The organism is Streptomyces sp. NPDC093795 (genome assembly GCF_044764665.1).
Lineage (GTDB): Bacteria > Actinomycetota > Actinomycetes > Streptomycetales > Streptomycetaceae > Streptomyces.
Genome location: NZ_JBIWIO010000003.1, coordinates 336,525 through 352,359 on the forward strand (window position 1 = coordinate 336,525; position 15,835 = coordinate 352,359).

Annotated in this window: 13 protein-coding genes; 7 read left to right on the top strand and 6 right to left on the bottom strand. The window is 73.9% G+C overall.

Annotation, left to right across the window (positions count from 1 at the left end):
- Nucleotides 1-89 precede the first annotated feature (89 nt).
- Entirely contained in the window at nucleotides 90-2,555 is a 2,466-nt protein-coding gene (locus ACIRB7_RS10415) for a hypothetical protein (RefSeq protein WP_403595245.1), read from the top strand.
- Here ACIRB7_RS10415 and ACIRB7_RS10420 read toward each other — a convergent pair.
- The 6 genes from ACIRB7_RS10420 to ACIRB7_RS10445 all read right to left on the bottom strand — a co-directional run bounded on the left by ACIRB7_RS10420 (nucleotide 2,525) and on the right by ACIRB7_RS10445 (nucleotide 9,203).
- Complete coding sequence (locus tag ACIRB7_RS10420; protein WP_403595248.1) at nucleotides 2,525-4,945, bottom strand: right-handed parallel beta-helix repeat-containing protein; 2,421 nt, start codon at nucleotides 4,943-4,945, stop codon at nucleotides 2,525-2,527. The genes ACIRB7_RS10415 and ACIRB7_RS10420 overlap by 31 nt on opposite strands.
- Before the next feature lie 105 nt (nucleotides 4,946-5,050).
- Nucleotides 5,051-5,650, bottom strand: coding sequence for a hypothetical protein (locus tag ACIRB7_RS10425; protein WP_403595251.1), 600 nt, complete (start codon nucleotides 5,648-5,650; stop codon nucleotides 5,051-5,053).
- A gap of 85 nt (nucleotides 5,651-5,735) precedes the next feature.
- Nucleotides 5,736-6,572 (bottom strand): MOSC domain-containing protein, encoded by an 837-nt coding sequence (locus tag ACIRB7_RS10430; RefSeq protein WP_403595254.1) that lies wholly within the window; start codon nucleotides 6,570-6,572, stop codon nucleotides 5,736-5,738.
- A gap of 87 nt (nucleotides 6,573-6,659) precedes the next feature.
- On the bottom strand, nucleotides 6,660-7,154 hold the full coding sequence (locus ACIRB7_RS10435) for a DUF6643 family protein (RefSeq protein ID WP_403595256.1): 495 nt from the start codon (nucleotides 7,152-7,154) through the stop codon (nucleotides 6,660-6,662).
- A 147-nt stretch (nucleotides 7,155-7,301) separates the two neighbouring features.
- Nucleotides 7,302-7,859, bottom strand: a complete 558-nt coding sequence (locus ACIRB7_RS10440) for a GNAT family N-acetyltransferase (RefSeq protein WP_403595258.1) — start codon at nucleotides 7,857-7,859, stop codon at nucleotides 7,302-7,304.
- A gap of 129 nt (nucleotides 7,860-7,988) precedes the next feature.
- On the bottom strand, nucleotides 7,989-9,203 hold the full coding sequence (locus tag ACIRB7_RS10445; protein ID WP_403595261.1) for a glycosyltransferase: 1,215 nt from the start codon (nucleotides 9,201-9,203) through the stop codon (nucleotides 7,989-7,991).
- Between the two features lie 58 nt (nucleotides 9,204-9,261).
- Here ACIRB7_RS10445 and ACIRB7_RS10450 point away from each other — a divergent pair, with 58 nt between their 5' ends.
- The 6 genes from ACIRB7_RS10450 to ACIRB7_RS10475 all read left to right on the top strand — a co-directional run bounded on the left by ACIRB7_RS10450 (nucleotide 9,262) and on the right by ACIRB7_RS10475 (nucleotide 15,798).
- Nucleotides 9,262-10,056: a glutamate racemase gene (locus ACIRB7_RS10450; RefSeq protein ID WP_403595264.1), complete on the top strand. Its 795-nt coding sequence runs from the start codon at nucleotides 9,262-9,264 to the stop codon at nucleotides 10,054-10,056.
- A gap of 61 nt (nucleotides 10,057-10,117) precedes the next feature.
- The gene (locus ACIRB7_RS10455; RefSeq protein ID WP_403595267.1) at nucleotides 10,118-10,684 is read left to right on the top strand and encodes a hypothetical protein; all 567 of its coding nucleotides are present in this window, start codon (nucleotides 10,118-10,120) and stop codon (nucleotides 10,682-10,684) included.
- Between the two features lie 128 nt (nucleotides 10,685-10,812).
- Nucleotides 10,813-12,414, top strand: coding sequence for an apolipoprotein N-acyltransferase (gene lnt, locus ACIRB7_RS10460; protein ID WP_403595270.1), 1,602 nt, complete (start codon nucleotides 10,813-10,815; stop codon nucleotides 12,412-12,414).
- Between the two features lie 66 nt (nucleotides 12,415-12,480).
- A complete protein-coding gene (locus ACIRB7_RS10465; RefSeq protein ID WP_403595271.1) occupies nucleotides 12,481-12,963 on the top strand; it encodes an NUDIX hydrolase in 483 nt (160 codons plus the stop codon).
- 55 nt (nucleotides 12,964-13,018) lie between these two features.
- On the top strand, nucleotides 13,019-13,840 hold the full coding sequence (locus tag ACIRB7_RS10470) for a 3-hydroxybutyrate dehydrogenase (protein WP_403595274.1): 822 nt from the start codon (nucleotides 13,019-13,021) through the stop codon (nucleotides 13,838-13,840).
- 65 nt (nucleotides 13,841-13,905) lie between these two features.
- On the top strand, nucleotides 13,906-15,798 hold the full coding sequence (locus tag ACIRB7_RS10475; RefSeq protein ID WP_403595277.1) for a helix-turn-helix domain-containing protein: 1,893 nt from the start codon (nucleotides 13,906-13,908) through the stop codon (nucleotides 15,796-15,798).
- Nucleotides 15,799-15,835: the final 37 nt, after the last annotated feature.

Sequence of the window (15,835 nt, forward strand, 5' to 3'; positions counted from 1 at the left end):
ATTCGGTGAGGAACGGTGCGCAGGTGCACGTCCGTCCGCGATCCTGTTGCCGACGTCGCATCTTCCCACCCTGAGAGGAAGTCCCCTCAGTGTCCCCTGCCACACCCGCCCCGGAGAGCGGGGGCGCGGCGCTCGAACTCCTCGTCCACGGAGTCGGCGGAGCCACCCCCCAGGACATGCTCGACGACCCCAGGACCGTACGGATCACCGGCGACCGGACCGCCGCCATGCACCGGCGCGCCGAGGACATCGACGCCGAGGCCCACCCCGAGCGGTACGCGGCACGCCCGGTCCCGGAGGCGTACGTCTGGTCCAATCTGACCTCGGGCGACGGCGCCCGCGCCTTATGGCTGCTGCTCCTGCCGTTCATGGTCGCCAACCTGGCGCACTGGATGCGCCCGCCCTCCCGGGGCCGCCAGGAGCTCGTCCGCCTGTACGGGGTCCTCGTCCGGCTCGTCGCCCTCACCCTCACCGTCCTCCTGACCGCCGCGGCCTGCGAGGTCGCGCTCGACCTGACGGCCTGGCAGTGCGCCGGGACCGCCGCCTGCGCCGACACGTACTCCTGGCTCGGTTTCCTCTCCGCGGACCGCGGCGGCTGGTGGTCCCTGCCGGGCCGCCGCCTCGCCGTCGCCGCCCTGGTGCCGGCCGCGCTCGTCGGCCTCCTCTGGTACCTGTCGAACCGGACCTGGAGCGCGTACGAGGCCCAGCGCCCGCCCACCGGCTACGACGCCCCCATGGAGCCGACCGGCACCGCGACCGCAGAGACACAGCCGACCGGCATCGTGACCGCGGAGTCACAGCCGACCGGCGCCAACATGCCAGGCACCGCGACGCCGGCCGCCGCGGACCCCTTCCCCGATCCCGTCGAGCAGCGGCCCGCCCTCGGCCGCCCCGGCTTCTGGTACGGCCGCCGGCTCGTCGCCCGCCTCAGGGCCGCCCACACCGCCGCCGGTTTCCTCACCGTCTCCGCCGCCCTCGTCACGGCGACCGCACGGCACGACGCCACGACCCCCGGCGCCGAGGCCGGCGCCGTCATCGGCCTGCTCCTCCGGGCCGCCGTCGTCGCCCTCTCCGTTCTCGTCGTCTGGGTCGTCTGCCGCCGCGGCCGCAGCGAGCGCCGCCTCGACCTCCGCGTCGAACGCGCCTTCGTCTCCTGGCTGCCCGCCGTCTCGCTCGCCCTGCTCGCGCTCACCGCCCTGTACGCCGGCTGGTACCGCCCCGGCTGGACGTCCGCCGGCGCCCTCCCCGGCGACGCCGTCTTCGGCGCCCTCACCCTCGTCCAGGGCGCCCTCGTCGTCGCCCTCGGCGTGGTCGCCCTGCTGCTCCAGCGACCCGGCCGACACCCCCGGACCGCGCTGCGCGGCCTCGGCGGCCCCGCCGTCGCCATGCTCGCCTGCGCCCTCGCCGGAGTCATGTCCGGGGGAGTGGCCCAACGCGTCGCCGACTGGCTCGACGGTCCCGGCGCGGCCCACGGCGGCCCCCGGATCGGCCCGCCCGTCCTGCTCAGCTGGCAGGCGTCCGTCATCCCCGTCCTGCTCCTGCTGCTCCTCGCCCCCGCCGCCCTCCTCGCCGTACGGACCGTGCTCACCGCCCGGCGACTGCGCGCCACCGTCGAGGCCGACTACGACTCCGCCGACGAACGCGACCCGGTCCGTACGGGACAGATCGCGTCCGGCCGGGCGCGCGCCGCGCTCACCGACTCCGCGCCCGTCCTCGTCGGCGTCGTCTCCGGCGCCACCCTGTTCCTCGGGGCCGTCTCCGTCGCCGGGGCCTGGGCCAGCGGAAACGTTCCGGGACAGGCCTTCGACGGCGCCCACCCCGCCGTCGCGTCGCTCGCCTCCGCCACCCAGGCCCTCGGCTCCTGGATGATCGGCTTCGGCTTCCTGCTCTTCGTCACCTGGGGCCGCCGCGCCTACCGGGACGCCTCCGCCCGCCGCACCATCGGCATCCTCTGGGACGTCGGCACCTTCTGGCCGCGCGCCGCCCACCCCTTCGCCCCGCCCTGCTACGCCGAGCGGGCGGTCCCCGACCTGACCTGGCGGATGAGCTCCTGGACCCGGAGCACCGGCGGCCGGCTCGTCATCTCCGGGCACTCCCAGGGCAGCGTCCTCGCCGCGGCCGCCGTCTGGCAGCTGCCGCCCGCCACCCGGGGCCGGGTCGCGCTCCTCACGTACGGCTCACCCCTGGAGCGGCTCTACGGACGCTGGTTCCCCGCCTACTTCGGCCCCGAGGCGCTGCGCGCCCTGCACCGTACGGTGCACTGCTGGAACAACCTGTACCGCGCCACCGACCCCATCGGCGGACCCGTCCGGGTCCCCGCGGAGGACGGCCGGCCCGCCGTGGACGCGGCCGTCCTGCTCGACCCGGTCGCCTACGGCCGCACCCGCCGCCACCCGCTGCCCGAACCGATCCTCGGCCACTCCGACTACCAGGCCGACCCGGCGTTCGCCCTCCGGCGCACCGCCCTCCTCGACCAGCTTCTGCCCGCGCTTCCCCGGCAGCGCGACCCCAACGAGACGGCCGATCAGGGGAGTTCCGGAAGATCCTCCGGATAGAGCAGCGTCAGGTCGTCCGTGCTCGTCTCGGCGAGCGCGGCGACCCGCCCCGCGTGCCGCTCCACCATCGACTCGAACGTCTGCCGCGCCGTACGGCCGTTGCCGAAGGCAGGACCCTTGGGCAGCTTCTCGAAGTACACGAGCAGAGCCTCGTCCGTGCCCGGGGCGAGCCGGTACTCGTGCTCGTCCGCCTGCTGCCCGACGATCCGCAGCAGCTCGTCCGGATCGTAGTCGCCGAAGGTGATGGTCCGTGAGAAACGGGACGCCACACCGGGGTTGACCGTGAGGAAGCGCTCCATCTCCGCCGTGTAGCCCGCGACGATGACGACCACCGCGTCCCGGTGGTCCTCCATCAGCTTCACCAGCGTGTCGATCGCCTCCCGGCCGAAGTCACGCCCCGAGTCCTCCGGCGACAGGGCGTACGCCTCGTCGACGAACAGCACCCCGCCCCGCGCCCGGTCGAAGGCCTCCTGGGTACGGATCGCCGTCGACCCGATGTGCTCACCGACCAGATCCACCCGGGACACCTCCACCAGGTGCCCCCGCTCCAGGACACCGAGCGAGGCCAGGATCTCGCCGTAGAGCCGCGCCACCGTCGTCTTTCCCGTGCCCGGATTACCCGTGAACACCAGATGACGGCGGACCGAGGCCGCCTTGAACCCCGCCTCCTGACGCCTGCGCCCCACCTCGATCATGTTGGTGAGGGTGCGCACCTCCAGCTTGACGCTCTCCAGACCCACCAGGGCGTCCAGCTCCCCGAGCACGTCCTGCGAGGAACGGGACGCGGGTACGGGCTCCGGAGCGGCCTGAGGTACGCCCTGCGGTACGGCCCCCGTGGGGCGCGGCGCGGGCACCGCACCGAGCAGCCCCGCCGACCGGGTGGCCGTCAGGACCGTCCCCCCGTCGGGTACGGAGGAGCGGACCGCGCTCTCGTCGCTGGTGCAGTCCTCGGCGCTCGTCCCCTCCTCCGGGAACTCGTACCCGCCGCGCGCGCACCGCTCCGTACGGCACTTGCGCAGCGTGGTCCGACAGCCGTCCGTGACGTGGAACCCGTAACCGCCGCTGCCGGTGACCCGGCAGCCGTGGAAGGAGCCGCGCCCCTCAGCGGACACGTAGAAGCCGGCCTCGGCGGGCGAGGTGACCGTGCACCGGTCGATCGTCGGGTCGGCGCCCTTGGTGACGATGACCCCGGTCTGTACGGAGTCGATGGTGCAGCCGGCGAGCGTGCCGCCGCTGCCGTGGTCGCGGAACCAGGCGCCCGTCGAGGCCTCCCGGATCCGGCAGTCGTCGAGCTGCGCCGTCGCCCCGTCGCTCACCGAGACGGCCGTGTTCCGCACCTGCGACAGGTCGCTGTCGACGACGTCCACCCGCGAACCCCGGTCGAGGACGAACAGCGCGTCCGGTACGTCGTGCACCCGGCAGGCGTCGAGGACGGCCGTCGCCCCGTCGCTCACCCACACCGCCGGGTAGTCGCCCGTACTGTCGTGGATCTCGCACTGGTTGGCGTCCACCCGGGTCCCCGGGTCCCACACCGAAAGACCGTTGCGGCCGAAGCGGCGGACCGTCGACCGGGTCAGTGTCAGGACCGAACGCGAACGCAGGTCGACGGCGTTCTCGGGGACGTCGTGGATGTCGCAGTCCGAGAGCGTGAGCACCGCGTCGGTGTCGAGGGTGATGCCGTCCGCCGACGTGCGGTGCACGGAGGAGTCCGTGAGGTGGGCGGTGGCACGGGCCGCGATCTGGAGACCGGCGCCCTTGATCTCGTACACCTCGCAGCCGATGCCCTCCAGGGCGCTGCCCTCGCCGGTCACGGCGATCCCGGCGCCGGAGGCGTGGTGCACCCGGCAGCGCTCGAGACGCGGATGCGCCCCGCCGCGCACCGAGATGCCCGCCTGCCCCGCGGAGACCACCTCGCACTCCTCGAACACCCCGCCCGCTCCGTCGAGTACGGCGATGCCGACCCCGGCCGGGTTGTCGACCGTGCAGCGCCGGACCGTCGGCCGGGCCGCGCCCCGCACCTCGATCCCGGCGGCCGAGCGCGTCATGATCCGCAGATCGAGAAGCTCGGGCGTGCCGTCCTCGACGAGCAGCGCCGGCGCGGCGACGTCCTGCCCCTCGATGTGGAGGTCCTGCACGGTGACGGAGGCGCGGAGGGTCAGCGGCACCCCGTCCGGCGGCGCGATGCGCACCGAGCCGATGCCGCCCTCGGGGCCGCGCAGGGTGACGGCCCTGCGCACCACGAGGTTCTCCCGGTAGGTGCCAGGAGCGACGGTGAGCACGTCCCCATCCCCGGCGGCCTCCAGGGCGGCGGCCAGCGAGGGGTAATCACCCGTGCGGCGCCGCCACCGCGATGTGCCGGTGTGCGTCACCTGGACCGTGCCCTGTGCCATGGGTGTGTCCTGCCCCCGCCTCATGCCTCGCCGCTGAACCGATGCCCCACCGTAGCGCGCGTGGGGCCACGGGGTTGACGGGTCGCGGCGAGCACCCGTACGGGCTCAGCTGCCCGTTCCGGTGCGGCCCCAGTCCGGGCCGGTCGCCGCCCACGCCCGGTCGAGACGCGCGTACCGCAGCAGCACGAGCCGGCGTACGGCCAGGCGCCGGACGATCTCCACCAGAAGACCCGTGAGCAGCGCTGCCGTGAGACCGGCGACGGCCGCGTGCGCGCGGGCCGACCCGGCCTGCAGCGGCGGTGGCACCGGGCGTCCGTCCCGGTCCGTCCAGAGCGCGAAGGTGGCGCCGGGAGCGGACGTCCGCGGGACCGTCGTCACCGTTCCCGTACGGGCCGAGCCGTCGGGCGCCGTCCACCGGGCCACGACCTGGCGGCGCAGCCGCTCCTCCCCGGCCTCGTCGGCGGCCTCCGGGCCGCCCGCGGCGGGACGTACCACCTGAGCGGTCGTCGGCACGCGCTGTTCCTGCTGCGTACGGACCGCGCGCTGGAGCGAGTCGTCGGCCGAGGAGCCGGCCGCCCAGCCGGTCAGCGGCACCACGACACAGAGGAGTACGACCGACACGAAGGCGACCCAGGCCTCGGCGAGATCCGTGGTCCGGCGCAGGGAATTGTGCCGCCAGCGCCAGAGTCCGATGGCTGCGCGCACGTCGGGACCCCCTCGTCGTCCACCGCTCCTCCGACGAGTGTGCCCCGAGCTCCGCCCGTTCGCCCGTCGATCGGCCCCGGGCCGCTCAGTCGAGGACCTTCACCTCGTCGCCGACCCGGACCGTGCCGGTGTGTTCGGGGACGAGGTTCTGGCCGAAGATGACCCGGCCGTCGTTCTTGCGGTGCTGGGCGAGGGTCCGCAGCGGCTCCTTGCCCCGCTCGCCGGTGAACTGGTTCGTCGTGGTGACGACACAGCGCCCGCAGGGCCTGGCGACCCGGAACGTGACCTCTCCGACGGCGAGCCGCGTCCAGCCGTCCTCCGCCCAGGGGGAGGTCCCCTCGATCACCAGGTTGGGCCGGAACCGGTTCATCGGGAGGGGGCCCTCGTGGGCGTGGTCGCCCTGCGCGATGAGGGAGTTGAGGGCGTCGAGCGAGGACGTGGTGGCGACGAGCAGCGGATAGCCGTCCGCGAAGCTCACCGTCTCGCCGGGCAGGGCGTACGCCGGGTCGACCGGGCGCCGGTGTTCGGGCGCGTCCATGTGGACGAGCCGGAAGTCGCCCTCCAGGTACGCCGAGAGCCAGCCCTCCGCCGCGGCGTCGGCCGGGACGGCTTCGACGGGCTTGTCGAAGATCTCCACGGTGATGGTGGACGGGTCGGTGGTGGAGGGGTCCGGCACCTCGACCGTCAGGGGCGGACGGCCGGGCGCGGACAGTCTGATGCCGCCGCCCGGCAGCGGCTCCGCCGTGGCCAACGCCATCCGAGGGTGACGGCGTTGGGTCACGACCTTGGCCGTGGCGTCGACGACGGCCCAGCGGCGGTCCCCGGCCAGCCCCCAGGGCTGGACCTCGGCCTCCGTGGGAGCCAGCGCGCGCATGGCCTTCACCGGGTGGACGTGGACGGAGCTGAGCACAGGAGTCGACATACGGTCATCCTGCCAGCCGCTCCGGACCCCCCGCGGTCCGGTGCGGCCTGCTGTGGCCTGGTGATGCGGCCCGGTGCCTTACGCCCGTCAGTAACCCCCGCCCTGGTAGGGACGGTTGTACGGGTCGTCGTACGGCGCGGGGGCATGCACCGGCGCGGGGGCGGGCCGGGGCGCCGCCGGACGCATCGCCTCGTACCCCGCGGCCGCGGGGCGGGGCTGCTGCGGGTACTGACCGCCCTGGTAGCCACGCGGGGCCGCCTGCTGCTGCGGGATGTAGGGGGCGGGGGCGTGCTGCAGGGGCACAGGGGCCATCTGCTGCGAGGGCTGCGGGTATCCGTAGCCGCCGCCGTAGGACGGCTGCGGGGTGGGCGCCGCCGGAAGGGCGGGCAGCGCCGAGGGGAGCGCCGGCAGGTAGGAGCCGCTCGCGGAGAAGTTGCTGCCGGTGTCGTAGGCGGCGGGCACTCGGATCGGGGCGATCTGAGGCGTGCCCCGCTCCGCGACCAGGGAGTCGTAGATCGGGGTGTCCGGGAAGGACGGCGCGGTGTGGTAACCGCCTCCATAGGAGGAGCGGGGGGAGGTCATGGCCATAAGTTAAGCCCACGATGTGCCGGTTGGGGAGTCCCAATCTCCGGGTCATCCGTTTTACGCTGGTTTTGCTCGCCTGACCTGCCAAAACGCCGTCAAAGCCTGCGTTGGCGGCGGGGGTTTTCCCAGCGCGGCGCTGCCCTGTTAACAAGAAGTGGCGGGCGCGCTACAAAGGGCGACGTCGGCGTCGTCAAGTTTTCTTTCCCAGAACACTTCGTCGCGCCACGCGCCGTCGGCGTAGAAGTGCTCATGGGCGATGCCCCAGGAACGGAATCCGTGCTTGCGGAGGATCGCCTGGGACGCGTGGTTCTCCAGCTGGGTGTGTGCCTCCAGGCGATGCAGGCCCAGCTCGTCCGCGGCGACCCGCACCGCGAGGCCGACGGCACGGCTCGTGTGCCCGAGTCCCTGGTGGAGAGAGGAGACCCAGTAGCCGAGGAATGCCTTCTGGAACGGGCCGCGCAGGATCGTGAGGGTGATCTGGCCGATGACGGTCCCGTCGGAGACCACGACACCGGGCCACGCGAGCCCGTCGCCATGGGAATTCAGGAGATTTGCGATGACCGAGGCCTGTCCGTCGGGCGTGTAGAACTCCGGGGGCTTCGACGGCATCCAGCGCGCGTACGCCTGCTTGTCCCGGGAGAGCATCTCGGCGAGTGCGGGGGCGTCGGAGGGCTCGATCAGCCGAATCAACGTGGAGCTCACAGGTGTTCTGCCGTCTTTTCAGCCGCGCTCGTCGGTCGGGCGCGCGGGAGTACGAAGGGGGCGCGCCGATGATACGCCCGGACCCTCGCGGCACGAGTCGTCCAGAACCCGCACGGGATCAGCCGTCGGTCACCGGTCCGGGGCCGTCTCCGGGCGCGCGTACGTCCGGCCCTTCCAGGCCGCCCCGGCGCCCCGGTGGTGCCGTACCGCCGAGTCCACCGTCATCAGGAGATAGAGGAACGCGGTGAACGGCAGCAGCGGAGCGAGCCACAGCGGCTGCCGGTAGTAGCGGAGCATCGGCACGTACGTCCCCGCCATCACGGCCCAGGCCGCACCACCCGCCCAGGCCGCCACCGGGTCCCCACCCAGCACACCCGACACCAGTGCCACCGGCGGTACCAGATAGACGAGTACGAGACCGGCCACCGTCCCCGCGAGCAGCAACGGGTTGTGCCGCAGCTGCGCGTACGCGCTCCGCGCGACCATCCGCCACAGCTCCCCGAGCCCCGGGTACGGGCGGACGCTGTCGACCCGCTCCGCGAGCCCCAGCCAGATCCGCCCGCCGGCCCGCCGTACCGCCCGCGCCAACGACACGTCGTCGATCACCGCCTGCCGGATCGCCTCCGGGACGTCCGCCGCCACCGCCGTCTCCGTCCGCAGCAGCACACAGCCGCCCGCGGCCGCCGTCGCCAGAGGCCGCGCCCGGTTGATCCACCGGAAGGGGTAGAGCTGCGCGAAGAAGTAGACGAACGCCGGCACGACCAGGCGCTCCCAGGGGCTCGCGACCCGGAGGCGGGCCATCTGCGACACCAGATCCAGATCGTTCCCCACCGCCGCCGACACCAGCAGCCGCAGACTGTCCGGCTCATGGGCGATGTCCGCGTCGGTGAGGAGCAGGAACTCGGGTCCACGCGCGCGTGCCAGCGCCATGCCGTGCCGCAGCGCCCACAGCTTCCCCGTCCAGCCCCGCTCCGGTTCACCGGGCGACACCACGGTCAGCGGCAGCCCCCCGTGCCGGCCGGCCAGTTCGACGGCGAGTCCCCCCGTGCCGTCCGTACTCCCGTCGTCCACGAGGATCACCTCGACGACACCCGGATAGTCCTGGGCGAGCAGCGACGGCAGGCTCAGCGGCAGCACCCCCGCCTCGTCCCGCGCCGGTACGACGACGACCACACGCGGCCACCGGGGCGCGGTTTCCGCACCCGCGGTGTCCCCGTCCCCGCGCGCGTGGCCCCGGGCGGTCGACGGCAGCCGCTGGTCCGTCCGCCAGAAGAACCCCTGGCCCAGCAGCAGCCAGCCCCAGACGGCCGAGGAACCGAGCGCGAACCAGGCGAGGGTGCTCATTCGCGGCAGTCTGCCCCAGATCGCGGGGGATGTAAGGCTCATCGGCTAGGGTGACCGGGTGAAGATCGCGCTCATGGACTCCGGAATCGGCCTCCTCCCGGCGGCGGCCGCGGTGCGGCGGCTCCGGCCGGACGCCGATCTGCTCCTCTCCAACGACCCCGACGGCATGCCGTGGGGGCCGCGCACCCCCGAGGACCTCACAGCGCGCGCCCTGGCCGTCGCGCTCGCCGCCGCCGAACACCGCCCGCAGGCGCTGATCGTGGCGTGCAACACCGCCACCGTGCACGCCCTGCCCGCCCTGCGCGCCGCCCTCGAACCGGACATCCCCGTCATCGGCACCGTGCCCGCGATCAAGCCCGCCGCCGCGGGCGGCGGCAAGGTCGCCATCTGGGCCACCCCGGCCACCACCGGCAGCGCCTACCAGCGCGGGCTCATCCGCGACTTCGCCGACGGCGCCGAGGTCACCGAAGTGCCCTGCCCGGGGCTCGCGGACGCCGTGGAGCACGCCGACGCGGAGGCCGTGGACCGGGCCGTCGCCGCGGCCGCCGCGCTCACCCCCCGGGACGTCCGCGCCGTCGTCCTCGGCTGCACCCACTACGAACTGGTCGAGCAGCGCATCGTCGCCGCCCTCGAAGCCCGCCGCGCACCCGGACTGCCCCCGCTGGTCTTCCACGGCTCCGCGGACGCCGTCGCCGCCCAGGCGCTGCGCCGCATCGGCGCCGAACCGGCCCCCGACGCCGACCCCACCGGCGGCCTCTCCGTCCTGCTCAGCGGACGCCCCGGACCGCTCCCCGCCCTCGCTCTCGGCTACGCCGAGGGCCGGATCCTCGGGGCGATCGCACCCGCTCACTGAGCGTGCGCGGGCGGCTTCGCTCCGGCGCGCTGTCCCGGCCGATCCTGGGTACTCTCCCTCTATGAGGGAGCACGCCCGGAACCAGCACGCCGACGAGCGCAGACCCGTCGTCTGGACCGGCCGCGCCACCAACCGTTTCCAGTGGGTGGCGGCCGCCGCCGGTGCCGCCTTCATGGCCCTCGGCATCACCATCGCCGTGGAATCGCCCTGGACCTCCGGCATCGCGGCCCTCCTGATGGCCGTCATCGGCTGCGTCGCCGCCGGACTGCTCGTCCTCTTCGGCACACTCGCCTTCGTCCATGTGGCCGTGAAGGTCGACGACCTCGCCATGGAGGTCCGCTGCGGCCACATCGGCCTGCCGCGCCGCCGCATCCTCCTCTCCCACGTCGTCGGCGCGGACTTCGCACCGAGCGTCACCCCGCGCCACTGGGGCGGCTGGGGCTACCGCTGGCGCCCCGAGAAGGGCACGGCCGTGGTCGTCAGGCGCGGCGAGGGCCTGGTCCTCCGCCTCGGCGACGGGCGTACGTTCACGGTGACCGTCGACGACGCCGAATCCGCGGTACGCGTCATCCGCGACCACCTCCGCCCCCCGACCCCACCGGGACCGCCGGCGGCGACGGGCGTCTGAGGCCGGAGAGGCCACGCGAGCGCGCGCCCCGTGCCGTACACCCGCGGTACGTCCTGGCAGGTCACCGGGGTCCGTCCGGGTCCCTGCCGCCCTCCTGGCCGACAGGAACGACCCGTAGACTCCGCAGGGTGAGCGCCACCATCACCCCCGTCGACCCGTCCGGAACCGACACCGCACCCACGCCGGGTTCCCGGCTGCGGCGGTTCGTGCGGCCCGGCGCGGCTCTGCTGTCCGGGTTCCTGCTCTACCTGAGCTTCCCGCCGCGCCCCCTGTGGTGGCTCGCGCTGCCCGCCTTCGCCCTGCTCGGCTGGGCCCTGCGGGGCCGCCGCCTCCGGGCCGGGTTCGGCCTCGGCTACCTCGCCGGGCTCGGCTTCCTCCTGCCGCTCCTCGTCTGGACCGGCGAGGAGGTCGGCGCCGGGCCCTGGCTCGCCCTCGCCGCCGTCGAGGCCCTCTTCGTCGCCGCCGCCGGACTCGGCATCGCGGCCGTCTCCCGGCTCCCGTGGTGGCCGGTCTTCGCCGCCGGGGTGTGGATCATCGGGGAAGGGGCACGCGCGCGCGTGCCCTTCGGCGGCTTCCCCTGGGGCAAGATCGCCTTCGGGCAGGCGGACGGGGTCTTCCTGCCGCTCGCCGCCGTCGGCGGTACCCCGGTGCTCGGCTTCGCCGTCGCCCTCTGCGGTTTCGGCCTGTACGAGGCGTACCGGCAGGTCCGGGCGTACCGGGCCACCGGCGCCGTCCCCCGTGGTCCGCTCGTCGTCGCCGCGCTCTCCGTGCTCGTCCCGGTCGGCGGCGCCCTCGCGGCCCTGCCCCTCGTCGACGACGCGGCCGAGGACGGCACCGCCACCGTCGCCGCCGTCCAGGGCAACGTGCCCCGCCTCGGCCTCGACTTCAACTCCCAGCGCCGGGCCGTGCTCGACAACCACGCCGCCCGCACCCGTGAACTCGCCGAGGACGTCAAGGCCGGCCGCGCACCGCAGCCCGACTTCGTCCTGTGGCCCGAGAACTCCTCGGACATCGACCCGTACGCGAACGCCGACGCCGCCGACGTCATCGACGGAGCGGTCCGGGCGATCGGCGTACCGACCGTGATCGGCGCGGTCGTCGCCCCCGAGACCGGCAAGCTCCGCAACACCCTCATCGCATGGGACCCGGAGCGCGGCCCGGTCGCCGCCTACGACAAGCGGCACGTCCAGCCGTTCGGCGAGTACATTCCGATGCGGTCCGTCGTCCGCCTCTTCAACAGCAACGTCGACCGGGTGAGCCGGGACTTCGGCGCCGGCACGAAGATCGGCGTCTTCGATCTGGCGGGGACCAAGGTGGGCCTCGCCACCTGCTACGAGGCGGCCTTCGACTGGGCCGTGCGCGACACCGTCACCCACGGCGCGCAGCTCATCTCCGTCCCCAGCAACAACGCCACCTTCGGCCGCAGCGAGATGACCTACCAGCAGCTCGCGATGTCCCGGGTGCGGGCCGTCGAGCACAGCCGGTCGGTGGTCGTGCCGGTCACCAGCGGGGTCAGCGCGGTCATCCGTCCCGACGGCGAGATCGTCGCGCAGACGAAGATGTTCACCCCGGACGTCCTGGTCGAGAAGGTGCCGCTGCGCTCCTCGCTGACCCCGGCGACCCGGATGGGCACCCTGCCCGAGGCCCTGCTCGTGGCGCTCGGGGCCGCCGGCATCGGCTGGGCGGCGTTCCGCTCGGTACGGGCCCGGCGCGGCACGCGGGCGGAGTGAGCCGGGCCCGGCCCCCATCCCCGGCATCCTCCGACCGCCGCCCGTACATGATCTAGGGTCGAATCCATGGCTACCCCTGACTTCATCCGGGCCCTGCGCGAGACAGCCGGGCACCAGCTCCTCTTCCTCCCCGGAGTGAGCGCCGTCGTCTTCGACGACCAGGGCCGGGTGTTGCTCGGCCGGCGCTCCGACAACGGCCGGTGGGCGGTCATCGGAGGCATCGTCGACCCCGGCGAGCAGCCCGCCGACTGCGCGGTGCGCGAGGTGTACGAGGAGACCGCGGTGCGCTGCGAGGTCGAGCGGATCGTGCTCGTCGAGACCCTCCACAAGCCCGTCGTCTACGCCAACGGCGACGAGTGCCAGTTCATGGACGTGTCCTTCCGCTGCCGTGCGGTGGGCGGCGAGGCACGGGTCAACGACGACGAGTCCACCGAGGTCGGCTGGTTCGACGTGGACGACCTGCCGGAGCTGAAGCGTTTCTCCCGGCTGCGGATCGAGAAGGCGCTGGCCGACGAACCCACATGGTTCCACTCCACAGCAACCAGCTGAACTATGGGCTCGGCACACATCGGTGGGGGCGGAGCCCCTTCATAGGGTGCGGAGCATGAGACCCGCACCCGCATCCGTGGCGGCAGCCGCACCCGCAGCCCAGACCCGTGCCGTCGTCCTCGACCTCACCGGCCGCACCGCGCTCGTCACCGGCGCGGCCGGCGGCATCGGGCGCGCCTGCGCGCTGCGGCTCGTCGCCTCGGGGGCCCGGGTCAGAGCCGTCGACCGGGCCTCCGAGGGCCTGGAGACGCTGGTCGAGGAGGCCGCCGCGCTCCCCGGAAGCCTCGAACCCCGGCTCCTCGACCTCACCGACCTGGACGCCGCGGAGGCCGCCGCGGCCGGCGCCGACATCCTCGTCAACAACGCCGGACTCCAGCTCGTCCGCCCCATCGAGGAGTTCCCGCCCGACGTCTTCCACACCGTTCTCACGGTGATGCTGGAGGCCCCCTTCCGGCTCATCCGGGGCGCCCTGCCGCACATGTACGCCCAGGGCTGGGGCCGCATCGTCAACCTCTCCTCGGTCCACGGGCTGCGCGCCTCCCCCTTCAAGTCCGCGTACGTGGCCGCCAAGCACGGCCTGGAGGGCCTCTCCAAGACCGCCGCCCTCGAAGGAGCCCCGCACGGGGTGACCTCCAACTGCGTCAACCCCGGCTATGTGCGTACCCCGCTCGTCGAACGGCAGATCGCCGACCAGGCCGCGGCCCACGGCATCCCCCCGGAGCGGGTCCTCTCCGAGGTCCTCCTGAAGGACTCGGCGCTCAAGCGGCTCATCGAACCGGAGGAGGTCGCCGAGGCCGTCCTCTACCTCTGCACGCCCCCGGCCTCGTTCATCACCGGCACCTCCCTCACCCTCGACGGCGGCTGGACCGCGCACTGAACGTCCCGGCGAAGGTTGTCCACAGGGGTGGTGCGACCACACGTTCGGCAGGTATCCCTGTGTCCATGTCCCACGAACACGTGTCCTACCTGGAGCTCCTCGCCCGGGGAGCCGCCACGGAGGCCTACGACCGGCCCGTGCTCCTCGCCCGTGCGAGCGGCGCGGGCCCCGAGGCGCTGGCCGAGCTCGAAGAGGCCAAGCAGCTCGCCCTGCGCGTCCGGGCCGAGCTGGAGGGGCGGCGGCGCCGCGAGGCGGAGCTGTCCGCACTCTTCGCCACCGCGCACGACCTCGCGGGACTCCGCGACCTCGACGCGGTCCTGCGCGCCATCGTCCAGCGCGCCCGCTCCCTCCTCGGCACCGAGGTCGCCTATCTGAGCCTCAACGACCCGGCCGCCGGAGACACGTACATGCGGGTCACCGAGGGCTCGGTCTCCGCACGCTTCCAGCAGGTCAGGCTGGGCATGGGGGAGGGGCTCGGCGGTCTCGTCGCCCAGACGGCCCGCCCGTACGTCACCGACGACTACTTCGAGGACCCGCGCTTCCAGCACACCCGGACCATCGACGCTGCCGTACGGGACGAGGGCCTGGTCGCCATCCTCGGCGTCCCGCTCAGCCTCGGCAGCCAGGTCATCGGCGTCCTCTTCGCCGCCGACCGCAGGGCCAGGGTCTTCGAGCGCGAACAGGTCGCGCTGCTCGGCTCCTTCGCCGCGCACGCCGCCGTGGCCATCGACACGGCCAACCTCCTCGCCGAGACCCGCTCCGCCCTCGCGGAGCTGGAACGAGCCAACGGCATCATCCGGGAACACAGCGGCGTCATCGAACGGGCCTCCGAGGTCCACGACCGGCTCTCCGAACTCGTCCTGCACGGCGGCGGCGTCCACGACGTGGCCGAGGCCGTCTCCGAAGTGCTCGGCGGCACCGTCGAGTTCAGCGAGGAGGGCGCCGGAGCCGCCCGCCGCGCCGGTGGCCACGCGGTCCGCGAGGGCGAGGACTGGGTGGCCGCGGTCTCCGCAGGCGGCGAGACCCTGGGCAGCCTGGTCCTCCGCGGACAACCCGACCTCGACCCGGTCGACCAGCGCACCCTGGAGCGCGCCGCCCTCGTCACCTCCCTGCTGCTGCTCGCCCGCCGTTCCGCGGGAGAGGCCGAGCAGCGGGTACGGGGCGAACTCCTCGACGACCTCCTCGACGCACCCGACCGGGACCGCCGCCTGCTCAGGGAGCGCGCCGCCCGGCTCCGTACCGACAGCGAAGCCCCGCACGTCGTGCTCGCCGCCCGGATCGACCGGGCCGGCGGCCCGGCCGACCCCGACGCCGCCGGCCGCGAGGGAGCCGACCGGCAGCGCCTGTGGTCCGCGGCCACCCACCTGGCCGCCACCCGCCACGGACTCGCCTCGGCACGCGACGGCGGTACGGTCCTGCTGTTGCCGCTCGGCCCCGGCGAGAGCGCCGCCGACCTCGCCCGACAGACCGCGCGGAGCCTCGGCGGGACCCTGCGCGAACCGGTCACCGTCGGCGCGTCCGCCCCCGTACGGGCACCCCTCGACCGACCGGACCAGGTGGCCGTCGCGTACGAGGAGGCCCGCCGCTGCCTCGACGCGCTCGTCCTGCTGCACCGCGCGGGCCAGGGCGCCGCCGCCGAGGACCTCGGCTTCCTGGGCCTCCTGCTCGCCGACGGCCGGGACATCGACGGCTTCGTCGACCGGACGATCGGCCAGGTCGTCGCGTACGACCGGCGCCGGGGCACCGACCTGGTCCGCACCCTGGACGCCTACTTCGCGAGCGGCATGAGCCCGGCCCGTACCAAGGACGAACTCCACGTGCACGTCAACACGGTGGCGCAGCGCCTGGAACGGGTCGGCCGGCTCCTCGGCCCCGACTGGCAGTCCCCGTCCCGCGCCCTGGAGATCCAGCTGGCGCTGCGCCTGCACGCGCTCGCGGACGCGGTCACAGGGAAGTAGGGAGCACGGAAAGCCCCGTGCCCCGCTCGCGAGGAGC